The organism is Flavobacterium sp. 40-81 (genome assembly GCF_001898245.1).
GTDB lineage: Bacteria > Bacteroidota > Bacteroidia > Flavobacteriales > Flavobacteriaceae > Flavobacterium > Flavobacterium inviolabile.
In genome coordinates, this window is sequence record NZ_MKTM01000012.1 from 52,841 (window position 1) to 75,838 (window position 22,998).

At 40.9% G+C, this 22,998-nt stretch carries 26 protein-coding genes; 15 read left to right on the forward strand and 11 right to left on the reverse strand.

Features of this window, described 5'->3' with window-relative positions; all coding sequences use genetic code 11:
* Positions 1-157 precede the first annotated feature (157 nt).
* The gene (locus BGO42_RS03925) at positions 158-496 is read left to right on the forward strand and encodes a hypothetical protein (RefSeq protein WP_177734739.1); all 339 of its coding nucleotides are present in this window, start codon (positions 158-160) and stop codon (positions 494-496) included.
* 64 nt (positions 497-560) lie between these two features.
* On the opposite strand, the gene BGO42_RS03930 is transcribed toward BGO42_RS03925, so the two are convergent.
* Positions 561-791 (reverse strand): hypothetical protein, encoded by a 231-nt coding sequence (locus BGO42_RS03930; RefSeq protein ID WP_177734740.1) that lies wholly within the window; start codon positions 789-791, stop codon positions 561-563.
* Positions 792-1,259: 468 nt separating this feature from the next.
* On the opposite strand from BGO42_RS03930, the gene BGO42_RS03935 reads away from it, so the two are divergent.
* Positions 1,260-1,949, forward strand: coding sequence for a Bax inhibitor-1/YccA family protein (locus BGO42_RS03935; protein WP_177734741.1), 690 nt, complete (start codon positions 1,260-1,262; stop codon positions 1,947-1,949).
* A gap of 49 nt (positions 1,950-1,998) precedes the next feature.
* Here the strand turns inward: BGO42_RS03935 and BGO42_RS03940 are convergent, their stop codons facing one another.
* From BGO42_RS03940 to BGO42_RS03955, 4 genes are read right to left on the reverse strand one after another with little or no spacing between them, the layout of a single operon-like run.
* Entirely contained in the window at positions 1,999-2,658 is a 660-nt protein-coding gene (locus tag BGO42_RS03940; protein ID WP_273246310.1) for a response regulator transcription factor, read from the reverse strand.
* A gap of 10 nt (positions 2,659-2,668) precedes the next feature.
* Positions 2,669-3,439 (reverse strand): sensor histidine kinase, encoded by a 771-nt coding sequence (locus BGO42_RS03945; RefSeq protein WP_273246312.1) that lies wholly within the window; start codon positions 3,437-3,439, stop codon positions 2,669-2,671.
* A complete protein-coding gene (locus BGO42_RS03950) occupies positions 3,429-4,073 on the reverse strand; it encodes a hypothetical protein (protein WP_273246314.1) in 645 nt (214 codons plus the stop codon). Before BGO42_RS03950 ends, BGO42_RS03945 begins: the two co-directional genes overlap by 11 nt.
* Positions 4,066-4,689 carry a hypothetical protein gene (locus tag BGO42_RS03955; RefSeq protein WP_273246315.1) on the reverse strand — a complete coding sequence of 208 codons (624 nt, stop codon included), beginning with the start codon at positions 4,687-4,689 and terminating at the stop codon, positions 4,066-4,068. Before BGO42_RS03955 ends, BGO42_RS03950 begins: the two co-directional genes overlap by 8 nt.
* A gap of 284 nt (positions 4,690-4,973) precedes the next feature.
* Here BGO42_RS03955 and BGO42_RS03960 point away from each other — a divergent pair, with 284 nt between their 5' ends.
* From BGO42_RS03960 to BGO42_RS03975, 4 genes are read left to right on the forward strand one after another with little or no spacing between them, the layout of a single operon-like run.
* On the forward strand, positions 4,974-6,929 hold the full coding sequence (locus BGO42_RS03960; protein ID WP_273246316.1) for a hypothetical protein: 1,956 nt from the start codon (positions 4,974-4,976) through the stop codon (positions 6,927-6,929).
* A 3-nt stretch (positions 6,930-6,932) separates the two neighbouring features.
* On the forward strand, positions 6,933-7,526 hold the full coding sequence (locus tag BGO42_RS03965; RefSeq protein ID WP_273246317.1) for a hypothetical protein: 594 nt from the start codon (positions 6,933-6,935) through the stop codon (positions 7,524-7,526).
* 3 nt (positions 7,527-7,529) lie between these two features.
* Positions 7,530-8,624 carry a hypothetical protein gene (locus BGO42_RS03970; RefSeq protein WP_273246319.1) on the forward strand — a complete coding sequence of 365 codons (1,095 nt, stop codon included), beginning with the start codon at positions 7,530-7,532 and terminating at the stop codon, positions 8,622-8,624.
* Positions 8,625-8,640: 16 nt separating this feature from the next.
* Complete coding sequence (locus tag BGO42_RS03975) at positions 8,641-9,033, forward strand: hypothetical protein (RefSeq protein WP_177734749.1); 393 nt, start codon at positions 8,641-8,643, stop codon at positions 9,031-9,033.
* Positions 9,034-9,112: 79 nt separating this feature from the next.
* Here BGO42_RS03975 and BGO42_RS03980 read toward each other — a convergent pair whose 3' ends face one another.
* On the reverse strand, positions 9,113-9,268 hold the full coding sequence (locus BGO42_RS03980; RefSeq protein ID WP_273246320.1) for a hypothetical protein: 156 nt from the start codon (positions 9,266-9,268) through the stop codon (positions 9,113-9,115).
* A gap of 255 nt (positions 9,269-9,523) precedes the next feature.
* Here BGO42_RS03980 and BGO42_RS03985 point away from each other — a divergent pair, with 255 nt between their 5' ends.
* Together BGO42_RS03985 and BGO42_RS03990 are read left to right on the forward strand one after the other, a co-directional pair.
* A complete protein-coding gene (locus BGO42_RS03985) occupies positions 9,524-10,105 on the forward strand; it encodes a Crp/Fnr family transcriptional regulator (RefSeq protein WP_273246322.1) in 582 nt (193 codons plus the stop codon).
* Between the two features lie 79 nt (positions 10,106-10,184).
* Positions 10,185-10,871, forward strand: a complete 687-nt coding sequence (locus BGO42_RS03990) for a CPBP family intramembrane glutamic endopeptidase (protein ID WP_273246324.1) — start codon at positions 10,185-10,187, stop codon at positions 10,869-10,871.
* A 90-nt stretch (positions 10,872-10,961) separates the two neighbouring features.
* Here BGO42_RS03990 and BGO42_RS03995 read toward each other — a convergent pair whose 3' ends face one another.
* The gene (locus BGO42_RS03995; RefSeq protein WP_273246325.1) at positions 10,962-11,447 is read right to left on the reverse strand and encodes a DNA-deoxyinosine glycosylase; all 486 of its coding nucleotides are present in this window, start codon (positions 11,445-11,447) and stop codon (positions 10,962-10,964) included.
* 345 nt (positions 11,448-11,792) lie between these two features.
* Here BGO42_RS03995 and BGO42_RS04000 point away from each other — a divergent pair, with 345 nt between their 5' ends.
* Genes BGO42_RS04000 through BGO42_RS04015 form a run of 4 tightly spaced genes read left to right on the forward strand, consistent with a single transcriptional unit; the run spans position 11,793 to position 14,472 of the window.
* A complete protein-coding gene (locus tag BGO42_RS04000) occupies positions 11,793-12,410 on the forward strand; it encodes a hypothetical protein (RefSeq protein WP_177734753.1) in 618 nt (205 codons plus the stop codon).
* Positions 12,411-12,413: 3 nt separating this feature from the next.
* On the forward strand, positions 12,414-13,079 hold the full coding sequence (locus BGO42_RS04005; RefSeq protein WP_177734754.1) for a hypothetical protein: 666 nt from the start codon (positions 12,414-12,416) through the stop codon (positions 13,077-13,079).
* Positions 13,037-13,786, forward strand: a complete 750-nt coding sequence (locus BGO42_RS04010; protein WP_273246326.1) for a sensor histidine kinase — start codon at positions 13,037-13,039, stop codon at positions 13,784-13,786. Before BGO42_RS04005 ends, BGO42_RS04010 begins: the two co-directional genes overlap by 43 nt.
* Before the next feature lie 8 nt (positions 13,787-13,794).
* Complete coding sequence (locus BGO42_RS04015; RefSeq protein WP_273246327.1) at positions 13,795-14,472, forward strand: response regulator transcription factor; 678 nt, start codon at positions 13,795-13,797, stop codon at positions 14,470-14,472.
* Between the two features lie 19 nt (positions 14,473-14,491).
* Here BGO42_RS04015 and BGO42_RS04020 read toward each other — a convergent pair whose 3' ends face one another.
* Positions 14,492-14,623 (reverse strand): hypothetical protein, encoded by a 132-nt coding sequence (locus BGO42_RS04020; RefSeq protein ID WP_273246328.1) that lies wholly within the window; start codon positions 14,621-14,623, stop codon positions 14,492-14,494.
* A 26-nt stretch (positions 14,624-14,649) separates the two neighbouring features.
* On the opposite strand from BGO42_RS04020, the gene BGO42_RS04025 reads away from it, so the two are divergent.
* A complete protein-coding gene (locus tag BGO42_RS04025; RefSeq protein WP_273246329.1) occupies positions 14,650-15,060 on the forward strand; it encodes an SRPBCC family protein in 411 nt (136 codons plus the stop codon).
* A gap of 94 nt (positions 15,061-15,154) precedes the next feature.
* Here the strand turns inward: BGO42_RS04025 and BGO42_RS04030 are convergent, their stop codons facing one another.
* Genes BGO42_RS04030 through BGO42_RS04040 form a run of 3 tightly spaced genes read right to left on the reverse strand, consistent with a single transcriptional unit; the run spans position 15,155 to position 20,914 of the window.
* Positions 15,155-16,243 (reverse strand): efflux RND transporter periplasmic adaptor subunit, encoded by a 1,089-nt coding sequence (locus BGO42_RS04030; RefSeq protein WP_273246330.1) that lies wholly within the window; start codon positions 16,241-16,243, stop codon positions 15,155-15,157.
* Positions 16,233-19,517: an efflux RND transporter permease subunit gene (locus tag BGO42_RS04035; protein WP_273246331.1), complete on the reverse strand. Its 3,285-nt coding sequence runs from the start codon at positions 19,515-19,517 to the stop codon at positions 16,233-16,235. The genes BGO42_RS04030 and BGO42_RS04035 overlap by 11 nt, the downstream gene beginning before the upstream one ends.
* Before the next feature lie 11 nt (positions 19,518-19,528).
* Positions 19,529-20,914 (reverse strand): TolC family protein, encoded by a 1,386-nt coding sequence (locus tag BGO42_RS04040; RefSeq protein ID WP_273246332.1) that lies wholly within the window; start codon positions 20,912-20,914, stop codon positions 19,529-19,531.
* A 167-nt stretch (positions 20,915-21,081) separates the two neighbouring features.
* Between BGO42_RS04040 and BGO42_RS04045 the strand changes: the two genes are divergently transcribed.
* A complete protein-coding gene (locus BGO42_RS04045) occupies positions 21,082-22,095 on the forward strand; it encodes a sensor histidine kinase (RefSeq protein ID WP_337955191.1) in 1,014 nt (337 codons plus the stop codon).
* Positions 22,092-22,787 (forward strand): LytR/AlgR family response regulator transcription factor, encoded by a 696-nt coding sequence (locus BGO42_RS04050; protein WP_177734763.1) that lies wholly within the window; start codon positions 22,092-22,094, stop codon positions 22,785-22,787. Before BGO42_RS04045 ends, BGO42_RS04050 begins: the two co-directional genes overlap by 4 nt.
* The last annotated feature ends 211 nt before the right edge of the window (positions 22,788-22,998 follow it).

The window sequence follows — 22,998 nt, forward strand, 5'->3', positions numbered from 1 at the left end:
GGAAGTGCTACTACCTGTTTTTACAAAAGGGGTGAAACTACTCATATCCAACACAATAGATCCGATTACTTTAGCTGTGTGATAAAATTATTTTACCACAGAAAGGTAGCATCCGAAAAACCTTAAACGAGTAGGAAAACCCCAAATACTATTTACTATGTCACAACAATCATTTACCTGGTCTTTAGAGGCTTATGAGTCTCGTGGAAATTTATGGTTACGATGGAGCAGCAATGCACCATTCAGAGCACAACAAGGTCAGATTCACGTTTACAACGCTGGCTTCCCTTCCGATCCTACAAAAGAAACAAAAGCATGGTCATGGGATAATGAAAACAACAGAAACTGGGATACCGGACAAAAATGGGGCACCGGATGGAATTGTGCCTACATTGCTGAAAAAAGCCCGAATGGTCCTTATACTTATTTTATTCAGCTGACAACAACCAGCGCAATGGGACCTAATGTTTTAAAAGCAGAAGAAACTGTAGCTTAAAAGCAAATACACTATTAATGAGCTTATGCAGGGAAGTTTCGCTGCATAAGCTTTTTTATATTGTTTAGAACGGTTGTCTTACCCAACGACCGGAAACACATACATAAATACAAGTTGGCATCCCCCATGACAAATCCGTATTTTGTGCCGGACAGCCATTGTTTACCGCACTAACGTTATCATAAGCACAAACTTCTTCAAAACCGCCATCTCCTCTGCCGCCTCCGGTAATGTGTACCTGCTGTTGCTTTTCTACTTTTTGAACACCTTCAAGATTTAAAATTTTTTTTAACATAATTGATAGATTTAAGTTGTTTGGTTTACTCAATCATTAAAGTCGGTTGAGTTTTCCGACCGCATTATAATACTATTACGCGATTAATGTCTATTTATTGTGAGCCCCTTAAAGAAAAATAGTACATTTTAAAGTTACAACTCTTTGTAAATATGAAAAAAGTCACATTAAAGATGTTTATACAAATGATTTAGTGTTCGAATTGAGAATAAAAAGCAATAAACAAAAGGCAAAGGGTAATTGACAAGAAGCAATTGACAAGAAGCAATTGACAAGAAGCAATTGACAAGAAGCAATTGACAAGAAGCAAAGGGCAAAGAGAAAAAAGGCAAAGAGAAAAAAGGAAAACGTCATTATGAAAGGACAATTCCTAATTCGTAATTCTTAACTCGTAATTCTCAACTTAATCTGCTTTTTAAAAAAAATCTTATATTTGTTTTTTAACAATTAAAATAATAGTTACAGATTATGGAACCGGAAAACATTCTTGTTGCCCATGCAACGGACCTTGAAAAGGCGACTTTTTACAAAAAAACCTATTTACACGTAGCTTTAGCCATATTGGCTTTTATTGTTGTAGAAACCATTTTACTGCAAACTGTTCCGGCGGAATGGATATATGCCATGATGGGCGGAAAATTCATTTGGTTGTTTATTATTGGTCTTTTCTGGCTGGGAACGACTTTATCTGAAAAGATGAGCTTTAATCCTTCCCGTCAGCAGCAATATTTAGGATTAGGACTGTATGTGATCCTGGAAGCTATTATTTTCCTTCCGATGATCGCGATTGCCGTAGCCTATTCCGGTCCTGATATGATTACCCAGGCAGCAGTTATCACATTATTCATGTTCTCCGGACTAACAGCTGTTGTATTTTTTACCAAAACCGATTTTTCCTTTTTAAGAACAGCCCTGATTGTAGGTGGTTTTGTTTCTTTAGGCTTAATCGTTGCAGGCGCTATTTTCGGATTTAATCTGGGATTATGGTTCTCTGTAGGTATGGTAATCTTAGCATCAGGAAGTATTTTATACCAGACACACCAAATCAAAAACCAATACGGTACCGAGCAATATGTGGGTGCTTCTTTACAGTTGTTCTCCTCTGTTATGCTTTTGTTCTGGTATGTGCTACGAATTTTAATGAGCAGAAGAAGCTAATATATGCTCTCTTTATAATAAAAAGTCCTGATCTTCATCAGGACTTTTTTTATGTTAAAAACGGAGCTGTCAGGCGGTATTTATAGGAAAACAGTACCAAGCCCACTTTGGATTTGATGCTGTATCGCTCAAAAAGTGCCGCACGATAAGCTTCTATTGATTTTACAGACAGCTGCATAATATCGGCCATCTGTTCGTAGGTATATTCCTGTTCATCGCAAACGAGTTCTAAAAAGGTGCGTTCCCTTTCCGACAACACGATGTTTTGCTTTTCTTTTTCTGTGGGCGATTCATAATTCCGGATACGTTTCAATATTTCGGATACGTTGTTATACCCGATTTTGACAATGTTGTCTATCGCAAATTTTAAATCGTGGGCGGTACAGTTTTTATGTAAAAAGCCCCTTGCTCCGTGATGATAGGCATCGTTGATGAGCTGTTCGTCAAAATGCTGGGTAAGCAGCAATACTTTATATTCATCGTCCAGTTCTTCAAGTTCCTGCAATACTTCTATCCCGTTTTTGCTCGGCATGGAATAGTCCAGTATATACAAATCCGGTTTCGCATCCAGTGGCAGGGCTGCTAAAAAATCTTCACCGTTATCAAACTCTGCCACAACCTTATAATTGCTGAGTTTCTGTAACAGTTCTTTCAGTCCCTGCCGGACAATGGCATGATCGTCTATAATACAAATGGTCGTGTACTGCATAGTTCAATGATTATTTTTCCGTGATGATAATAGTGGTTCCCGTTCCTATACCGGACCGGATCTCAAAACCGTAACCGATCATGTCTGCCCGATGTTCCATATTTTGCAAACCTAAGGTGGTTTTACTGTCCTTCGTTTTTGCGATATCAAATCCTTTTCCGTTATCGGCTATTTCCAGTGTAAATAACGGACTGGTTTTGACTGCAATCGTTATCTGTGTGGCTTTTGCATGTTTTAGCGTGTTGTTTATCGTTTCCTGAAAAATCCTGTAGATCACGATTTTTTCATTGACGGTAAATACTTTTGTTTTTTGTTCCGATACGCTGAGGTTGATGTCAATTTTAGGATTTTTGTTTAAGCGCTCTGCTTCTATCGCAATCGCTTTTAGCAGATCCTGCTGTAAAAGCAGCTGATTGTTCAGCGAATGGCTTATACTCCGTATGGATTGGGACAGACTCCCAACCGATTGGGACAAGGGCGCTAATGTTTCCTGTAATCCGGGAGCATCCAGTTTAAGGTTTTCAAGCTGAAAGTTGATGTACGTAAGCTGTTGTCCGGTATCGTCATGCAAATCTGCTGAAATATTGTTTAACACCTGTTCCTGGGTTTCAATTATGGCTGCATTGAGCGTTTTCTGGTAGTCGATATCTTTCTGATAAATGAGCCGGGTATAGTTCTTTATTTTATTGATATACAGCTTGATTATCAGGATGCAGAACAACAGCAGCAAACTGATAAAAAGGAGTCCTATGATGATGCCAAAAGCGATATCATTCAGCATATTGTTCTTTCTTGTTACGATAAATATAAATATTTACCAATGAATAATAAGTGATGTTTACGAAATAACTAATCAGGGAATAGAGCTTTATATCACCGAAAATTATCGTTGTATTCAGCATTTTGTTCTTAAATCCGAAAATAAAACTGAACCCCAGAAAAAACAAGATCGGGCTGGCCAACAGCAAGTAGTTATTGGACGTAAAAAACGGGAAATTCTCTTTCCGCAAATGGTAATAGCTCCAGTATAAAAAGAGCAGTACATACAGTAGGGCACCACAGATAAATGTCCGGGCATTGAAGGTCTGCACACCTTCAATAAAAAACAGGTTTACAAAAGCAAAAACCAGGAAAAAGAAAAGCGGTACATATCCTTTTGCAGTATTGCTGCAGATCACCGTTATCAGATACAGCCATAAGGCATGGTGGATAATGATACTCAGCGTTGTTAAAAAAGAAAAACTGATACCTCCATACAGCAATATGGAGGTCAGCACTTCTGTACAAAAGCTCACCGTGATGATCAGAAACAACAGTGTATTATGCTTTTTCAATTTAAGGTTAAAACAGGCATAAATAAATGTTGCCAGTACAAGCAGCTTAATACTGTTTATGGTTGCCAGTATATTACTCATTTTCTTTTAAACCTATAAAAGTCGGATCAAGGGAGATATCGTAATATCCGGTAAAGCCACTGCCTTTTATTCTGAAAAGAATATTCACATCGGCACCCGGATCCATTTTTCCTTTGGTAAACTCAATAGTATGTTTCGATGCCATAACATCGTGATTTTGCATGATGCTTCTAAAAAGCGGTACCGAAAAACAGGTTGTCTTATCACTGAAGGTGCTCACCAGGACCGGTTCAATATCATCGGCATTACTCATCCCGCTGTTATTATATTTGAATGACAGATACTTTTCATTACAGCTAACGCTGTCCAGCTTTTTTTTTATTTCTTCCCACGATACAGCCTTGTATTTTGCAGCATTAACATCTCCCCAGTAATTAACCAGCATGCTTTCAAACAGTCCCATATCGATCTTGTGGTACTTTTCAATAACGGAATAATCATTCGCCTTACAGGCTAAAAACTGTAAATCTCTGATGATTTGCGGAACAGAATCTTGAAATGTTGTTCGCTTGGAAGCCGTCGCTTCAGTAGTTGCTACGCTGCGATCAGTTGTCTTTTTTTCGGTACAGCTGTAAAAAGCAATAAGCAGGACTAATAATAGTGTCGTTTTTTTCATGGCTATGTAGATTTAGAGGTTACTTGGTTTGCATCAAAGGTTAACTATTCTTTATCTCCAATCAATAGGTAAACCCCTAATCAGCCCGGGATAATACCCTAATTTATAAGACACTACTAAAATATCACTTTTTTCTTAATAATTTATCAATCCGCCTCATTTATAACCAATTAGGCAAAAAACAGCTTCTTTATAGGGTTTTCCCCATTGTTTCCGGTATATAGCTGCCCTAGCTTTGAAATGACCAAACTACTTCAATCATTAACCTGCTAAACATTCATATCATGAAAAATCGTTACAAACTATTTTTATTAGGGACCGCTTCATTGCTTTTTATAAGTTGTGAATCTGTACGAACACTGGTAAACAAGCAGTTCCCGCCCATATCGGCAACAGATCAGCAATATGCTTCCATTACCGATAATCTTCGCAGTATGGATACGCTGAATCCGCATATAGGCGTTTATATCCACAAAGGAATGGTTCAGGAATACCTTCCTGATGCGCTGAAAAAAGCGGCTGAAAATGCTTCAGATCAAAACATTGTTATTAAAAGTGTTACGCCTGAAATACTTTTAGACAAGCAGGGCATTTTAACAAATGCTGATTTTTTAATCGATATTCCGGAATATCATGCAGAAATCAAAGGAACACTGGCCGGTTTAACCGCTGTCGCTACCCGCGGTGACACGGTTTATCTGAGAAGTGCTTTACAATCCCTGAAAATCAAGAACATTACGTTTACGCAAAAAACCGGATTGCACAAACGCGCTTTAGCCAAACTGATAAGCCCGATATTAAAGCATTATATTGACAATATTAACGGGATGCTGTTTAAAAATCCGGTTGTATTCCAGACCAATTGGGAAAAAGGCTATTCTTTAGATCCCAAAGAACTGTTTAAAGATCCTAATACCGAAGTTATTGCCGAGCCAAAAACGATTTCCCGCGCCATCAAAGGAAATGCCGTTCTGATTACTACTGAAGGGATTTCGGTATTAGTCGAATTAACGGCAAAAAAGTCCGCTCCGGTAACGTTACCCAAAACACAAACGGCTGCTGCAACTGCTTCACAGGTTTCTAAATTGTTTGCGGTTTACAACACCGCTTTCACTAAAAAGTGGCAGCACGTTTTTGAACCTGTTCCTGAAAACAGCGCTATCAGCGTGCAGATCAGTAAAGCGGAAATAGCCGGTATTTTTAACGAGGCACTTTCTGCTCCTATTGTTCTGAAACAACAGTTTACACTGCCCGAAATGGCTTTTAATGAAAAACTGGAGGTTAAACGCGGGGATATTGACTGCCAAAAGGTGCGAACCAATTTTAAATATCCGGATTTTAATGGTGCCAGTTGTAATTGGAACTGTATGCGCAGAGTACTTGGCGTCCGCTTTGAAGATCCGGTTTGTGCCGCTACCCGAAGAGCCTGCCGACTACGTGTAGAAGCCGAAAGGATTGCCTGGCAGGCCGCCAGGGAAACTGCCCGGATAGCCCATCAGGTTGAAAATGAAGCAAAAGTAGCTGCCTGCAATGTACAGCGTGAAGCGATGGATTTTATGTCGCTGGGTAAATTTAAAGGCAGCGTTTCCGGCAGCGGAGCAGCGACAGTAAATTTTAATTCCTTCCGGTTTAATGAGGACCTGTCCGAACTGACCTTACAGTATTCCGGCGATGTCAATGCAAAACTGCAATCGCAACTCGAACTGAATCCAACCGATTTAGGATATGTTTTTTTCTGCTACAGCAACTATGGCAAAAACACGAGCAGTAATGTTTCCCTCAATATTCCACAGGCTACCAATACTATAGCAATTGGCACTTCAAGAGATCAGGAAAACGTATTGCTGACCATAAAACCGGAAAAAATAGACTATACCGCTTCGATCAATCCGAGTCCTTTACACAGCCTGTTATCCGATCCGCGCTTTGCCGTTCAATGCCCGATAAGCAGTCTGATAGGAGCTATTGCTGCCGGTGCTGCCGTGGCAAACTTTTTAGACATGATAAAACTTGCCCCGGAACAGGAGTTGCTTTTAATGGGAAAAACCAAAGGCAAATATGGGATAGATGCGGTTACAATCCCTTTTAAACCCATTGTTTTCCGTATCAACGGAAGTGACGATAAAAAAGCATTCGTGTACTGGAATGCCCATTCCATACAATTCACCCACTATAAAGCGGATACAAAAAATAATTCCGGCAATATGCTTGCAACACTACAACCAAACACTAAAAATTAAATTATGAAAACGTATTATCTGCATCTTGTGCTGTTAGCAGCCACATTATGCTCCTGCTCCACGATATCTGAAGAGCACTATTTTAAAGATGAGGTGGGCACTAAGCTCAAACCAAAAGACGATGACTACTTTCTTTCAGATGAAAAAGAAACTGTTTCCAATTACTATCGAGTCAAAGTCAGGGGTTTTTCGTTTTTGTCCAGTTCCCGTTATGTATCGGGTTATTTTAACCAGAATGCCGTTAACATGTATTTTAATGAAATTCCACAGCCGGAAAACGGTAAGCTCTTTACTCCGTTAGTGACCAATGAAGACGGAAATGAACTCATACTGATCCTGTCGACGAATGCCAAGGCAATTACCGATCAGCTGGGCAATGTCACCAAAAGCCAGACCATTTTAAACTCGATAAGCCAGGTTGTAAAAAAAGAAAAGATCCTTGAGGCGCACACCGTTAAAACCGATATCGCCAGTACAGATCAGGCAATAAAAAAACTGATAGCCACAACGGATATGTACCTGGATAAAATCGATACAAAATCGGATGCCGATATCAACAAAGCCATACGTGAACTTACAGAAACCTTAAAAAAATAAAAGATGAAACCTATTCTAATTCTCCTTTTAGGCTGTATGCTGCTAACAGGCTGTATGAGCAGGCTAAAAGTAACTGTGGAAGCAGCAAACAGGGATGCTGTTTTAGCCAAACACAAAGAGCTGCAACAGGAAAAGAACAGTACCGGTGACCGGAAAATCCTAAACGCCATTGTGGCTTTGCAAAACTTTACAGCCAAACATAGTGAAAACAGTAATGCCGCATTGATCACAGCCTTAACGACCCTGAAAAAGGATATGCGTGCTGCTGAGGTCAGCCCGGAAGTTCAAAAAGATATTAAAGACTATATTGATACTACCATAAATACGATAGCGAACCTGCAGGATCAAGCCAATATTGCCTATCTGAACCATAACAATCCGGAAGCCAAAAAACTGATTAAACAAGCTTATCTGGTTGTTACGGAATTCGAGCAGTTTTTAAAAGAATCCAAAAAGGCTGTCGCTGACGAAAAAATCCCGGTTATCAATGAAAGCCTGCAACAGATCAGTCAGGCAAAAGAACCTTTAAACGGCACAGAGCGTACCCGTTTCCCGCTATTGGGCGACGAAATGACCTCTTTTATTACTGCAAGGAAAGACAAAGACCATGATCTGTGGAAAGGTGTATTCAATAAAACGGTTTCATTTAATCTTTTGGGCAATTCGGATGTTGCCGTGATATTGCGCTCCAATCCTACCGAACGGGAATTAAAAAGCGGCGATTACAATAACAATTTTACGATAAAAGGGGTCCGGATGGATGCTGCCGATGCCACAAATGCGACCTTTAACGGACTGACACAAACCATGCATTTTATTGCCAGCACTTACGGATTACCGCTCGGACAATCCGGTTCTGAAGCCACAACAACAACGACTACCACCACCAGTACTGAAGATACAATCATTCAAAACATTCATTCCGACAGGGCAAAACTGGCTCAGAAGCAACAGCTCATAGCAGACAGTAAAGCGTTGCTGCTGGCTAAAATTCAGCTTGAAAATGTGACCGGCAGAAAAGACAGTGACGATAAAAAAGCCGCTTTAGGACGGGTAACCGAATTCTGGACAACCTTAAAAGCAAAACTCAACGAATAACTTAAAACCTGCAATCATGAAAAAAGACAGTATTTATATCCTAAACAAAAACCTGGATTTAAAAGAAGACAATCTGATGGTCAAAAAGGGAAACCTGCTAAAGATCAGCAATCTTTTTGACGAAACGGATAAAGAACTACCGACTATCGTCAATATCAAATTAAAAAACCTGAACGGTCATTATCAGATGGAAGAAAATGAATTTCAGAATCTGCTTGCCGCAAAAACGCTGCTTGCTATCGAACCGGCAAAATATAAGGAAAACGACAAGGTCATTCATGCCGTTTACGGAAAAGGGACCATAACCTTTGTAAAGTACCATAAATACATCCGAAAATGGCTTTATACAGTAGCTTTTAGCTCGAATACGGTAGTTGTCAATGAAGCAGAAATAAGACTTGATACTTAATTAACAGATGCAAAGAAGTACTATTTAAAAAAGCTACAGTGTGATGCTGTAGCTTTTTTAATTACAATACGGGTATGATTTACAAAATGCACAATACTATAACAAACAATATGGGTGCTAACAAAAGCATACATCCGTTTCCTTTTTTAGGAGAAAATCCTTTTGAACGATGATTTGTAAAATGCCCCTGAACATACGTTCCGTCCTTTCTAAAATAACCTTTTCTATATGCCATAATTAATGTTTTATTTTCAGCAACAAATAACTTTAACAAATCCGTTATTTCATTACGGGAAACCATAATTGCCAAACAAGACATTACCATAATGATTTTCAAGCCTTTGATTTATTTAATTTTATCATCCATTGTTATTTATTTGCACATACTTCAAATCCGCGCTATTAAGACTAAACATTACTGTCCTTGAGTCCGCATTTTAAATCATTATATTTGTCGTATAACACACCGCTCTATATTAGCCTCTATTGTATGGAACAACCAACCCCCGAAAGAATAAAAGAAATATTTGATCCGTTTTATAAAGTCGATATCAATTTATGGACCGCTTTTACAAAGTTCCTACACATACGCACCTTTGAAAAGAATGAAATCATAAAAGATTACAATAAAACCGAAAAATACATCAACATCTTAATTTCTGGTTCGGCGGCTCACTTTGTTTTGGCTAACGAAAAAGATGTTTGTATTAACCTGTATTATGAGAATCAAATCTTTAGCGACTATCTGTCATTTCTAACGCAATCGGCAACGGTTATTAAAACCCAGGCTTTGGAAGACGCAGTCATTTGGTCAATAAGCCATCATGATCTGAACGAATTATATTCCAAATCCCAGACAGGCCTTTTTATCGGCAAGGCAATTTCCGATGCGATGTTTATCCGGAAACAATCCGAACAGATAAATCTACTGACTCTTTCCCCAACAGAACGGTATTTGAAATTAATAAAAGAGCGTCCTGAAATTTTCCAGAGAACATCTTTAAAGATACTCTGCTCCTATCTTGGCATTACAGCCGAAAGCCTGAGCAGGATCCGGAAAAAAATTATCTGACAATATCATTTCTTACCCATCGTCAATTTTTTAGCGAAACCATCTTTATACTTTTGGAGTATAATTCAAACCGATAAAAATGAAAACTAAAATCAACTATTTCGCTATCCTTACCTTTTACGCCATTGCAATACTACTGCGCTATCTCACAAACAAAACCGACTTGTTAAACGGTGTGTCCGGTGATTTTCTAAAAGTAATTTTACAGGGTATTGGTCCGGCTGTTGGCGCTGTTGTCGCATTTTCTGTTTTTAAGATAAAACCCACACTTACCCTAAAAGGGAATTATAACAAAACACTTATTCCTTTCCTGCTGTATTGGGGACTTCCAATTGCTTTAATCTTAGGTGTTGAATATTGTACAAAAGGAACAATTTCATTTACAGCTGTTACCGCAATTTTAATTTACGGTCTTTTGGAAGAAATCGGATGGCGTGGTTTTTTACAACAGGAACTAAAAACCTTACCGGCATTTCTGAATATCGTAATTGTTGCTGCATTGTGGTTTATCTGGCATTTAAACTTTGATTTTACAAGCGCAAACCTGCTCTTTTTCGGGATATTACTTCTTGGAACCTGGGGAATCGGAAAAGTAGCGGACAATACCCACTCCTTATTAGCGGTAGCCGCTATCCATTCGCTTAATAACTTTTTCCAGCAGATGAATACAACAAAAACAATGATACTGGTAACATTATTGTCTGTTTGGGTAATTGCCCTGGTAATCAGAAAAAGGCAATTAAAGAAAAGTGTTACTGTATCATAAAAAACATATCCTTATGTTGGTTGGAAATACTTTTGTACATAAAATCGGTTCAACCGCTTAAGACTATTCGTTAAAAAACAAACTTGCATCTTAACTTCCAACCTTCACCACCTTCCACTCTTCCAGTTTTGCTTCAAAATTTTTACCGGCATTGGCTGGACTGGTTGAGGGTAATGTATGCAATTGGTATGCTTTTGCTGTTTTGACATATTTTTTAAAATAGGCTGCCGCTTTCTGTCCGTTAAAGAAAATATGTTCTATTGCGGGATGAGCGGCTAAAAAACCGGTAAAATCGTTAGGAACCTCTTCTTCTATCGCACTGTCCAGGCTGCCTTCCCTTTTACAGGCCTGCAAAACATCCCAAAGCGCTATTTTATGTTGCAGCAGCAGTTCCTTTTTAGTACTATAATCGGTAGAGAAAGGCTCCTCAAAAAGCGTAAAAAGTATTTTCCAGAAATGATTCCGGTTGTTTCCGTAATATTCCCCGGCCTGTAACGACTGTACGCCGGGCATGGTTCCTAAGATCAGGATTTTCGCATTAACATCGGATATGGATGGAAAAGAATAAAGTATCATGGATTCCTTTTTTTAATAGCTTTTGATAAATTAGAGTGCCTGTTTTGGCTGCAAATTAGCAGCAATCGTCCAAATAAAAAAACAGCAAACGATCCGTTCCCTGTTTTAGCGGTCAAAAAACAGCCTCAGCACCCCATATTTCGCCCCTGTTGCTGCGTTTCCACTTGTTGTAAAACTTCTCTTATTCTGTGCTAATAGCAGGATTATCAACCATATTCTCAAAATAAAAATAATCCTATTAAAGTATTGTTACTAATAAGTGGATATAATTTGCTTTTTATGCATCAAAAATCTAATTTTGAACGACTCAAACAGTTTATTTATTAACTAAAAACATCCAAAATTATGCCATTACCACTACAAACAGTTCTTGATAGTATCGCAGAATGGAACAGAGTACGTAAAGATCGTGAATTAGTAACTTTCTATTTAAATCAAGGAAAATTTTTCCCTTTCGAATGTGTTAACAAAGGTGCTTCAAAATACCTGCATGCTTATCCGGGTATCATGAATGACAAACTTTTCTTCTTCTTAATCCCGTCGGAATTTGATACGGAACAAAAATCTGCTGTGCCGATTACAGAGTATATCAATGCTTTCCCTGTAGAAAACGGATTAGGAAACGGTCAGGAACTTCCGGAAAAAGAAGCTAAGCAGCGAATTGAAAACTGGGATGAAAACCTAAACAAATGGATCAAAACGCAGATTGATGCTCCTGAAGGAATTTTCCAGGCTTTTGCAATGCCAACCGATTATCTTGTTGATGCCACGAAAATACCTTACAATGCGAATTTTGCTTTGAGAACAAGCCCTGAAAAGGCATCCGGTTTCACTGCCGACCTTGTTATTGTTGACCAGGCAGATCAGAAAACCGTTTATTACGATACGGTAAGACCGGTTCCGCCGTTCGCACCGCTTGAAGGAGAATTCTATTTATTACAACTTGCTACAGTTACTGCTTAAACTATGACTTTTTATCAGGTATTGGATTATTTAACCTATTTGTCTCCGGCTTTATTACTGTCCGGAATCGGAATTGGATTATTCCGTTACAAATCGTTGGATACCTCACACAAATTAATAATGCTGTATTTTGCCACCGCGCTATGTACCGATCTGGTAAGCCGTATTTACGGGCAGCTTTTTGGTAACAACCTGATATTCATAATCGTATTCAGTTTACTGGAACTTATCGTTTTTTCGATACTATATCAGTTCTGCTTTTTTGAAAAGAAAAGCAGAACTCTTTTTGCCTTAATCGCTGTCGCAATCGGTTTTATCATTTGGGAGCTTTTCTCATTGCAAACCATTTCCCCGCAGCAGTTTCAGTCCTACTCCAAAGTAATGGACGCCTTTGTGATCATACTCCTGGCCATTACCTATTTTTTCCAGAAAGTCGGCAGGAATAAAGAAACGCCAAAAGATGTTTTACGGATGAATGCGGTGATTTTGATCTTTTTTTCACTCCATCTTTTATTTTTTCTGCCAATTAACTTCCTGATTAATGTAAGTTCCGAACTTAAGTTTTACTTTTGGTGTGCCAATTTGGTAATCACACTTTTATTTTACGCCTTTTTAAACTGGGAAATATGGAAAAATGGATTGAGCCGAAAACCATTATGCTCTGGATAATAATTGCTATTTCGGTAGTTTTTATACTGGTTTTTTCATTTATACGACTTGCATACCTCAATTTCAAACAGATGGCAGAAGCCCAGCTGGAAGAATCACGCCTCAAACTCGAACATCAGAAAAAATTGCTGGAAACCGGCATATTGGTTCAGGAACAGGAACGCACGCGGATTGCCGCAGATTTACACGATTCCCTGATCGGAAAACTAACTTCCCTGAAACTCAAGAACCAATTAGCATACAATTATGACGAAGTGGACCATCTTTTAGGAGAAAGTATAGCCGAAGCGCGAAGAATTTCCCACGATTTGAGTCCACCTATGCTGGAATTTATATCTTTGTACGAGCTTATTGATGGAATCATTAACCCGTGGAAGAAAAATATCCAGGTCGTTTTCTTTCATGATGTGCGAACAGATGCTGCTTTGCCGAACAACATCAAAATTCAGTTTACACGTATCCTTCAGGAGCTGATTACGAATATTTACAAACATGCCGGAGCCACAACCATTTCGATCCACCTGCGTCAAACCGACCAGTGGTTAGCGCTTAAGGTTAGTGACGACGGAAAAGGATTTGACCCTAAAACCGGTAAAAAAGGGCTTGGCCTGCAAAATATTGAACTGCGGATGGTATACCTGAACGGACACCACCACATTAAACCACATCAAAAAGGAACAACAGCCTTATTGCTGCTAAAACTATAAGACATAAAATGGATGCGATTCGAATTGCCATAACAGATGACGACGGACTGATTGTAAAACTGCTGGAAAGCTACCTGAGCACTCAAAAAGGCTTTGAGGTTATTTTTACAGCAGAAAGCGGCGACGACCTGATAGCATTCCTCGAATCGGCTTCGGTACTGCCAGATGTCCTGCTACTGGATTTAAAGATGAAAGGTATGGATGGTGTGGAAGTAACCCGCCATCTTAAAACCAACTTTTCCAGTATAAAAGTCATTATCGTTTCGTCCCATTACCAGCGATCCTTTATGAATTTCATGCTAAAAACCGGTGCTTCCGCTTTTTTACCAAAAGGCGTTTCTCCAACGCTGCTAACCGAAATTATCCCGGTTGTTCATGAAAAAGGCGTCTTTTTTATGGAAGACCAGATGGAAGCCATCCGGGAACAGATCGCAACCAAATCCACCCAAAAATCAATCTTTGACAACGGATCGGAACTATCAAAACGCGAAATTGAAGTCCTGCAGCTAATAAGCCAGCAAAAAACAGCCAAAGAAATTGGCGACACCCTTTTTATTACCGCAAGAACTGTTGAAGGGCACAAAAACAATCTCTTTGTAAAAACCGGGGCAAAAAACATCGCCGGATTGGTTATCTATGCCATCCAGAACAACTATATCACGGTAGAAGACCTGCCAATGATCTAATAGTTCCTTTTTTTTACCCTTAACTTTCCGGATAATAACTGTCCGGTTCCTGTGTATTGTTTGAAATATCCGAAAACCACATCGGTATTTCAGCTGTAAAAAGACGCAAAGCACTGCTCATTCCACAGCATTTATTTGTTATTTTTAACATCTGTTAACCCCTAAACACACATCACCATGCAGACAATCACAGTTGAAAGTACGATCAATGCTCCTGTAGCACAGGTCTGGACACTTTGGACAAGCCCCGAACACATCAAAAACTGGAATACGGCTTCCGAAGACTGGCATACAACCCATGCCGAAAACGATTTACGCGCCGGCGGCAGCTTTTCATCCCGGATGGAAGCAAAAGACGGCAGCTTCGGTTTTGACTTCAACGGCAGCTATGATGCTGTTAACCTGCACGAACACATCGCATACACCATTGCCGACGGCCGTAAAGTAACCATTACGTTTTCCGGTTCAGGAAATACAACCAAAATAACCGAAACGTTTGAAGCCGAAAACACCAATCCTCTGGACATGCAGCGAGGCGGATGGCAGGCAATACTCGACAACTTTAAAAAATATGCGGAAAGTAATTAAGAATTAGGAATTGCGAATTAGGAATTAGGGGCTTCAATCGTAATTCCTAATTCGTAATTCAACAAAAAAGGGAACACTAACGTTCCCTTTTTTATTATTTAACCGAAGTTCCGTCCGGTATTTCTTCTGTTGCCAGTTTCACCAGCTGCGTACTATCCGAAATCGCTCCGAATACCTCTACCCGATCTTCCAGGACACGTCCTTTCTGAACCGGTAAACGGCTGGTTTTATGGTCTGCTACAACAATCACAAAAGTGCCTTCACTGGAAGTTACCACAGCAGTTTTAGGCACTACATACGTACTGTCTTTTGCCGTTAACGGCAGCTGTACTTCGGCAACCATACCCGGAAGCAGCTTGTTGCCGGCATTGATCACATCCATTTCCACTCTTTCGGAGCGCAGCTTGCTGTCCAGAGCACCGGACATACGCGCAATCGTTGCCGAAAAGGTTTGTCCCGGCAGCGATTTAACCGAAAACTGCAACGCACTTCCGTTCTTTAAATACCCGGAATACTGTTCCGGAACATATACCGAAAGACGCAGTTTGTTTTGCTGCTGAATCGTCATCAACGGCGCTTCCGAACCTTTCCCGGCCGGACCAACGTAAGCTCCGTGGTTTACGTTACGTGTCGCCACTACTCCGTCAAACGGCGCTCTGATCTGCAAATACCCCAATAAGGTCTGTATTTCCGTATAAGCCGCTTTTGCGGCCTGATATTGGGCAAAATCGGAATTCTTTCGTGCCTCGGCCACTTCCAGGTCGTTACGGGAAACCGTTCCTTCTACCTTGCTGGTTTCAAACAAACGGTTATAAGTACTTCTGCTGGCCGTATAAACCGCTTCCTGCGAACGCAAACGCGATTGGGCGGCCGCAAGCTGCGAACTCAGTTCGGGTGCTTCCAGCAGCATTAAAAGCTGCCCTTTTTTAACCTGCGAACCAATGTCGGCTTTTAACTCTTTTACATAACTGCTCACTTTCGCATAAATATCCACCTGCTGAAATCCTGTAATTTCTGCCGGCATACGAAGTTCTGTAGTTAATATTTCTTTTTTAGGGACAAAGGTTTCTATAACCGGTAGTTTTTCTGCTACCGCGTCATTTTGCTTTGCCGAAGTCTGACAGCCTGCTACCAGTGCTGTCGTTCCTAAAAATACGATTGCTTTTGCTAAATTATTTCTCATCTGTTTGTGCTAATGCCGCTATATAATGTTTACTTTCTTTGTCTTCCGGATCTAACGATACCGACTGTGTTCCTGTTTTACCCATAACCCAGGCAAAAATAACCGGTAAAATAACCAATACCGTAAAAGTAGAGAATAATAATCCTCCGATTACCGCTCTTCCCAACGGCGAAACCTGCTCACCGCTTTCTCCGTGTCCGATTGCCATTGGCAGCATCCCGGCAATCATTGCGATACTCGTCATAATGATAGGCCGTAATCGCAAAGAAGCTGCTTCTCTTGCCGATGCCAGGGCATTGTTATTGTGCTTTCGCAATTGTTCTGCATTGGTAACCAGCAATACGGCATTGGCAATGGATACTCCCACCGACATGATGATTCCCATATAGGACTGCAGGTTAAGCGTGGACCCGGTTGCCAAAAGCAACAGCAAGGAACCCAATACCACTGCCGGAACCGCAGTTAAAATCACTAAGGAAATACGGAATGACTGGAAGTTGGCCGACAGCATCAGGAAGATCACGATTACCGCTACCAGTAATCCGGATTCCAGACTGCCCATCGTTTCTTTAAGTACTTTACCCAATCCGATCTGCTCAATAAACATACCTCTTGGCAATTCGCCCAGCGAACCAATTACCTGCTGTACGTCTTTTGAAGCAGTACCCAGATCGGTATGATCAATATTTGCCGTAACCGAAATATACGGCATCGCTCCTAAGTTGTCATTCTCACCATAAGTAAAAGATGGCGTAATGGTCGCCACATCGCTCAATACCGGACGTGCCGTATTTTTAAGCAACGGAATTTCCCCTATTTCCTTAACATCCGTCATTTTATCCAAAGGCACCTGAACCTGTACATTATAGGACAAACCTGCCTTTTCGTCTATCCAGGTATTCTTTTCGGTATATCGGGAAGACGATGTTGACGCAATCAAGGAACGGGATATTTCACTCATATCCACACCCAATTGTGCTGCTCTTACCCTGTCGATATTAATATCCAGTGCCGGATATTTAATAGGCTGTGCCAATTGTATATCCCTGAAATACGATTTCTCTCCCAGCTGTGCCATGATCTTGTTCGCATACTCCTCGTTTTTCTTTTTGTTTTTTCCGGCAATACGAATCTCAACCGGCGTTGGCGATCCCTGACTCAATACTTTATCTGTTAATTCGATAGGTTCAAAAGACACTTTTACATCCGGCAACAGCTTTTTAAGATGCTGGCGGTATTCGTCTTTAAAATCATCCATATCGCGGTGGTAGTCTTTTAAGGCTACCTGGAATACTGCTTCGTGCGGTCCTGCCATAAACAGGTATATGGGCGATACGGAAAACAGCGAAGGGTGCTGCCCTACATAAACCGAGGAAATCGATACATGCTCTTTTCCGACAATCTTTTCCAGTTCGGCTAAAGCTATTTTAGCCTTTTCCTCCGTGCGCTCCAAACGGGTTCCGTCCGGTGCTTTTAAACGCATCTGGAACTGACTGGAATTCACTTTAGGGAATACATCCTGTCCGATAATGTTTAGCAGCAATATCGCTAAAGCGGTTACCCCAACAAGGTAAGCAATCGTAATTGGCTTTTTAAAATGGAACAGGCGGTTGATTAGCCTCATAAATCGGTTACGGAACTTCTCAAACGGACTGATTTTTCCATCATTATTAAAATCTTTACGGCTAACCAGTATTTTCTTCTGATCCATCGTGTCTTTTTCCGATTCCGGAGTCAGTCCCGAAGCCATAAATACAGCTTCATCATCGGATATTGTTTCCGGATGCGGCACTTTTGCATGATCTTTCATTAACCAGTTTGCCATAATCGGCACAAAGGTCTGCGACAGCAAAAACGAAACAATCATTGAAAAACCAATGGATAAGGCCAATGGCAGGAATAACGATCCCGGTATTCCGGTCATGGTAAACGCCGGTGCAAATACGGCAAGGATACACAGCAAAATCAATAATTTCGGCAAGGCTATTTCCTTACAGGCATCCCAGATGGCGAGTGCCTTGGGTTTCCCCATATCGAGATGCTGGTGGATATTTTCAATCGTTACCGTACTTTCATCAACCAGGATACCAATAGCCAGCGCTAATCCGCTCAACGACATCAGGTTGATCGTCTGTCCGAATAACTTCAGGAACAATACCCCGGAAATAATCGAAATCGGAATCGTCAGGATCACAATCAAAGCCGCTCTTCTGTCACCTAAGAACAAAAGCACCATCAATCCGGTTAATATCGCTCCGATAAGCCCTTCGGTAATCAAACTTTTTACAGAGTTGATCACATAAACCGACTGGTCAAATTCATAGGACAGTTTCACATCTTCCGGAAGCGTACTCTGAATACGCGGCAATTCGGCTTTCAGCTTTTGTACCACATCCCAGGTAGAGGCATCACCGGCTTTGGCAATACTCACATATACCGAACGTTTTCCGTTTACCAAAGCATAACCGGCAGTAATATCTGCACCGTCTTTAACCGTGGCAACATCTCCTAAATATAAATTCTGAACACCGCCTTTAAACAACGGGATCTTTTCAAAATCCCTGATCTCCTTGATTGTATTATTCGTTGGCGTAATATAATTTTTATCGCCTACCCTCACGTTTCCTGACGGTGCCGTCTGGTTATTTAAATGGATGGCTTCCACGATCTGGTCCGGAGTTAAATTGTGTGAACGCAGTAAATCGGGATCCACATTCACCTCTACGGTTCTCGGGCTTCCTCCAAATGGTGGCGGCGACAATAGTCCCGGAATGGACGTAAAAGAAGCCCTTACATACACATTCGCCAAATCCTGCAATTCATTGTTGGAACGCGTCGCACTGCTCAATACCAGCTGTCCTACCGGAAGTGAAGACGCGTCAAAACGAATAATAAACGGCGGCTGCGATCCGGGTGGAAAAGCCGCCTGGATTCTATTGGACAAAGCACTCAGCTCTGCCGCTGCCTGTGCCATATTCGTATCTTCATAATACGAAATTTTCATTAAGGTAAGTCCCTGTATATTCTTTGTTTCTATGGACTTAACGCCATTGGCAAACAGCATTATATTCACGTAGTTTTTGGCAAAATAGGACTCCATCTGGTTGGGTGTATAGCCTCCAAAAGGGTGTGCCAGGTAAATTACCGGCAGGTTCATTTTGGGTAAAATATCCACTTTAATGCTTTTTACGGCACCAATACCAAAGATGATAAGCCCCAATACCAAAACGATAATCGAAATCGGTTTACGAAGTGCAAATCGTATTAAATTCATTTCTTATTGGGTTATAATTCGTTAATAAAAAGATCCAGATCACCTGTAGCGGCTGCTTTCAGTAACAAGGACTGCCAAACGTTCACGTGAACAATATCACGGTCGGTTTCCGCGCGGTTTAAAGTATACAGTGTCTGGGTTACATCAACCAGATTGGTCAGCCCGTTTTTATACAGCGTCATTTTCTGCAAATAAGCCTGAGCGGCTGCTTTTACCTGTCTTGGCGCTTCTTTGTCGCTTTCCATAGCCAGCTGCATTTTTACATTTGCCGCATCCGACTGTGCTTTAAATTGCTGTTCCATAACGGTGTATTCCTCCTGTAATGCTTCGGAAACAAATTTCTGGGCGCTTACTTTCTTGGCCGCACGGGCAATACTGGTCAGATTCCAGCTTACGCCCACTCCAAACAGGTAGTTTTGACGGGTAGGGTCAACACCATCCCAATAGTTATGGGTAAACGAATGCTGATCGACAGCATAATCGGAATTGAATCCGGAAGCCCTCGTCTGGTACACCCCAAACAAACTGAACGTTGGGTAATATTCCTTCCTGAAAAGCTTCAGCTGCTGCTGTCCGTAATCCATCCGGCTCTTGTAATATTGCAGTATCGGATTAGCATTATCGATTGAAGTATCACTTTCGATTATTTTATTGGGTGATTTGATTACCAGTGTCGTATCGGTTTTAATATCGATAACCGCTATACCCATCAGCGTAGTCAGTTTGTTGTTCTGATCTTTAATCTGATCTTTGATCTGATTTAAGGCAATCCGCGCCCGGGAAACCTCAGCCGAAGCCAGAGTAGAATCCACTCCGGGAAGCAATCCGTTCTTCACGCGCGCAGCGGCGAGTCTTTGAAAAACGATCGCCCGGTCCAGATTTTTCTGTTGGGATATTTCAAGACGCTGCCCTGCTAATAAGTTCAGGTAAGCGCCTGCGATTTTGATTTTATGCTGGAATTCCTCCTGCTCCAGGTCTTTTTCAAAACGGTCGGCATCCGCTTTAGACACCGCGATCCGCTGCCTGATACGCCCGAAACTGTAAAAGTCCCAGTTCATGTTCACCAGGTACAAAGCCCCAAAGGCAGCATTCCAGTTTTGTTCCGGCAAGGGTAATCCGGAAGAAGCCACTCCCAATCCTCCGAAACCGTATAAGGGACCGTTTTGTCCGTTTACCGTTCCGTAATCCTGCTGAGCCGCCAGAGTCAGATTGGGCCAATAGTCCCGCTGGTTCTGTTTCACGGTCTCTTGCGAAGCCTGCGCATACTTTTGCTTGGCTTTGATGGTGCCATAATTTTCAACTCCTTTATCGATAGCTTCTTTCAGCGTGAGGGATTGGGAAAATCCGCCGGAAAAGCACAATAACAGGAATAATAAAGGCATTTTTCGTGATATCATTAGTGTAGTAAGATTTTTGATCATGCGAAACTACAACACATCCCGAAGATGAAGTCTTAAAAAATGACTAATTCCGCACAAAAAATGACCAATTGCATTGGTCATTTAATCTCCTTATTTATTCATATTTTTATCCTTATTTTGCCAGCTATATATCCGGAATGAGCATGAAGAAGATTTTAGAGAACAAATGGTTGCAGGAATTTGCCATATTGGTATTTTCATTTATTCTTTTCACCCTAAACGATTGGATCCTTATCCTGAGCTGGAGAGGCTTTTGGACCGGCATACTGTACTTTATGATTTTGTACAGCCATGCCCAGGTAAACCGTTTTTTCCTGCTGCCCATCCTGCTTAAAAAACACCAGCCGCTCACCTATATTTTTTCGACAATTGTCTTAATATTAATATTTTCTGTTATTTTACATGAAGCATCAAATGAGATACTTTATAAAAACTGTTTCCTCTATAAAACGTCTTTACAAAAAACCTATCACTTCCAGTTAGGCACCCTTGCCGGAACGCTGATCTGTATTTTGGGCGGCTTCCAGCTTATCGAACATTACCGGGAACAAAAGAGAAAAACCAACAAAGAATTACTCTACAACCAGATACAGTTAAACGCATTGAAAGGACAGTTAAACCCGCATTTTCTGTTCAATACCTTCAATACGCTTTACGGCATCAGTCTGCAATATCCGGAACGCACATCCGACATGATCATGCGTGTTTCCCAGTTAATGCGTTACCAGGTGGAAAACACCCAGAAAGAATATGTATCGCTGGAGGATGAGGTTGACTTTATCACCAGCTATATCGAACTGGAAAAAGAACGTGTAGGCTATCGCTGTGAGATCGAATTCGACTATAAAACCGATGCCGACACCAACTATATGATTGCACCCATGCTGCTGATTCCGTTTATTGAAAACACCTTCAAACACGGCACCTGTGCGATTGAAAACTGTTTTGTAAAAATAAAATTATCGGTAACCGAAGGAAAACTCCGTCTGGAAACCTTAAATTCGATACCGGAAAAAAAACGAAAAATAATTTCCACCAAAATAGGCCTGAGCAATACCACCGAACGTTTGCGGATCCTCTACCCTAAAAAACATCATTTACAGATCAAACAGGAAGAAAAACAATATCGTGTAATTTTGGAAATGGATTTGATATGACAGCCCCTAAAAAATGTATTATCGTTGACGATGAACCGGCAGCACATTATGTACTGACGAACTACATTAACCAGAATCCGCAGCTGGAATTGGTTGCCCAATGCTATAACGGCGTGGAAGCCCTGCAATACCTGCGCCTGCATCCGGTTGACCTGATGTTCCTCGATATCGACATGCCCGAGATCAGCGGACTGGAATTGCTGCAAACCCTGCAACAGCCGCCCAAAACAATCCTCACCACAGCCTATTCGGAGTTTGCACTGGAAAGCTATGACTACGGTGTGATTGATTATCTTCTAAAACCGATTTATTTCCCGCGCTTTTTAAAATCCATAGAGCGCTACCTTTCTTTACAAATGCCCGAAAAAGAAACGGTTACCCCTACTTCACTATCGGTTAAAGTGAACGGAAAAAACATAGACATCCGCCTGGAAGATATCCTATACGTCCAGAGTTACGGAAACTATGTGAAGATATTCACCAAGCAGCGGACATTTGTAACCGCAATCACAACCAACCAGCTGGTACAGGAGCTCCCATCGGACAACTTTATGAGAGTTCACAAATCCTATATCATTGCCATTAACAAAATCGACCTGCACGAAAAAGAACACATCGTTATTCAGGACGAGAAAATCCCTCTGGGCATCACTTTCCGACGCGAACTCAACGAACGCCTTAGAGAACTTTAGAGGTGAGATTTACGATATACGATTTTGATATACGAGGTATGAAATATGATATTTGAAGGTTGATATTTGATATATGATATTGTCAAATACTACAACATCCTCAATAAATAGAAAGCACATTTTACCTCTTGCACATTGCCCCTTGCCTTTTACCAATTGCCTCTTCCCCTTTATCCTTGCCTCTTTCTTCATGCTTTTGCCAATTGCTCTT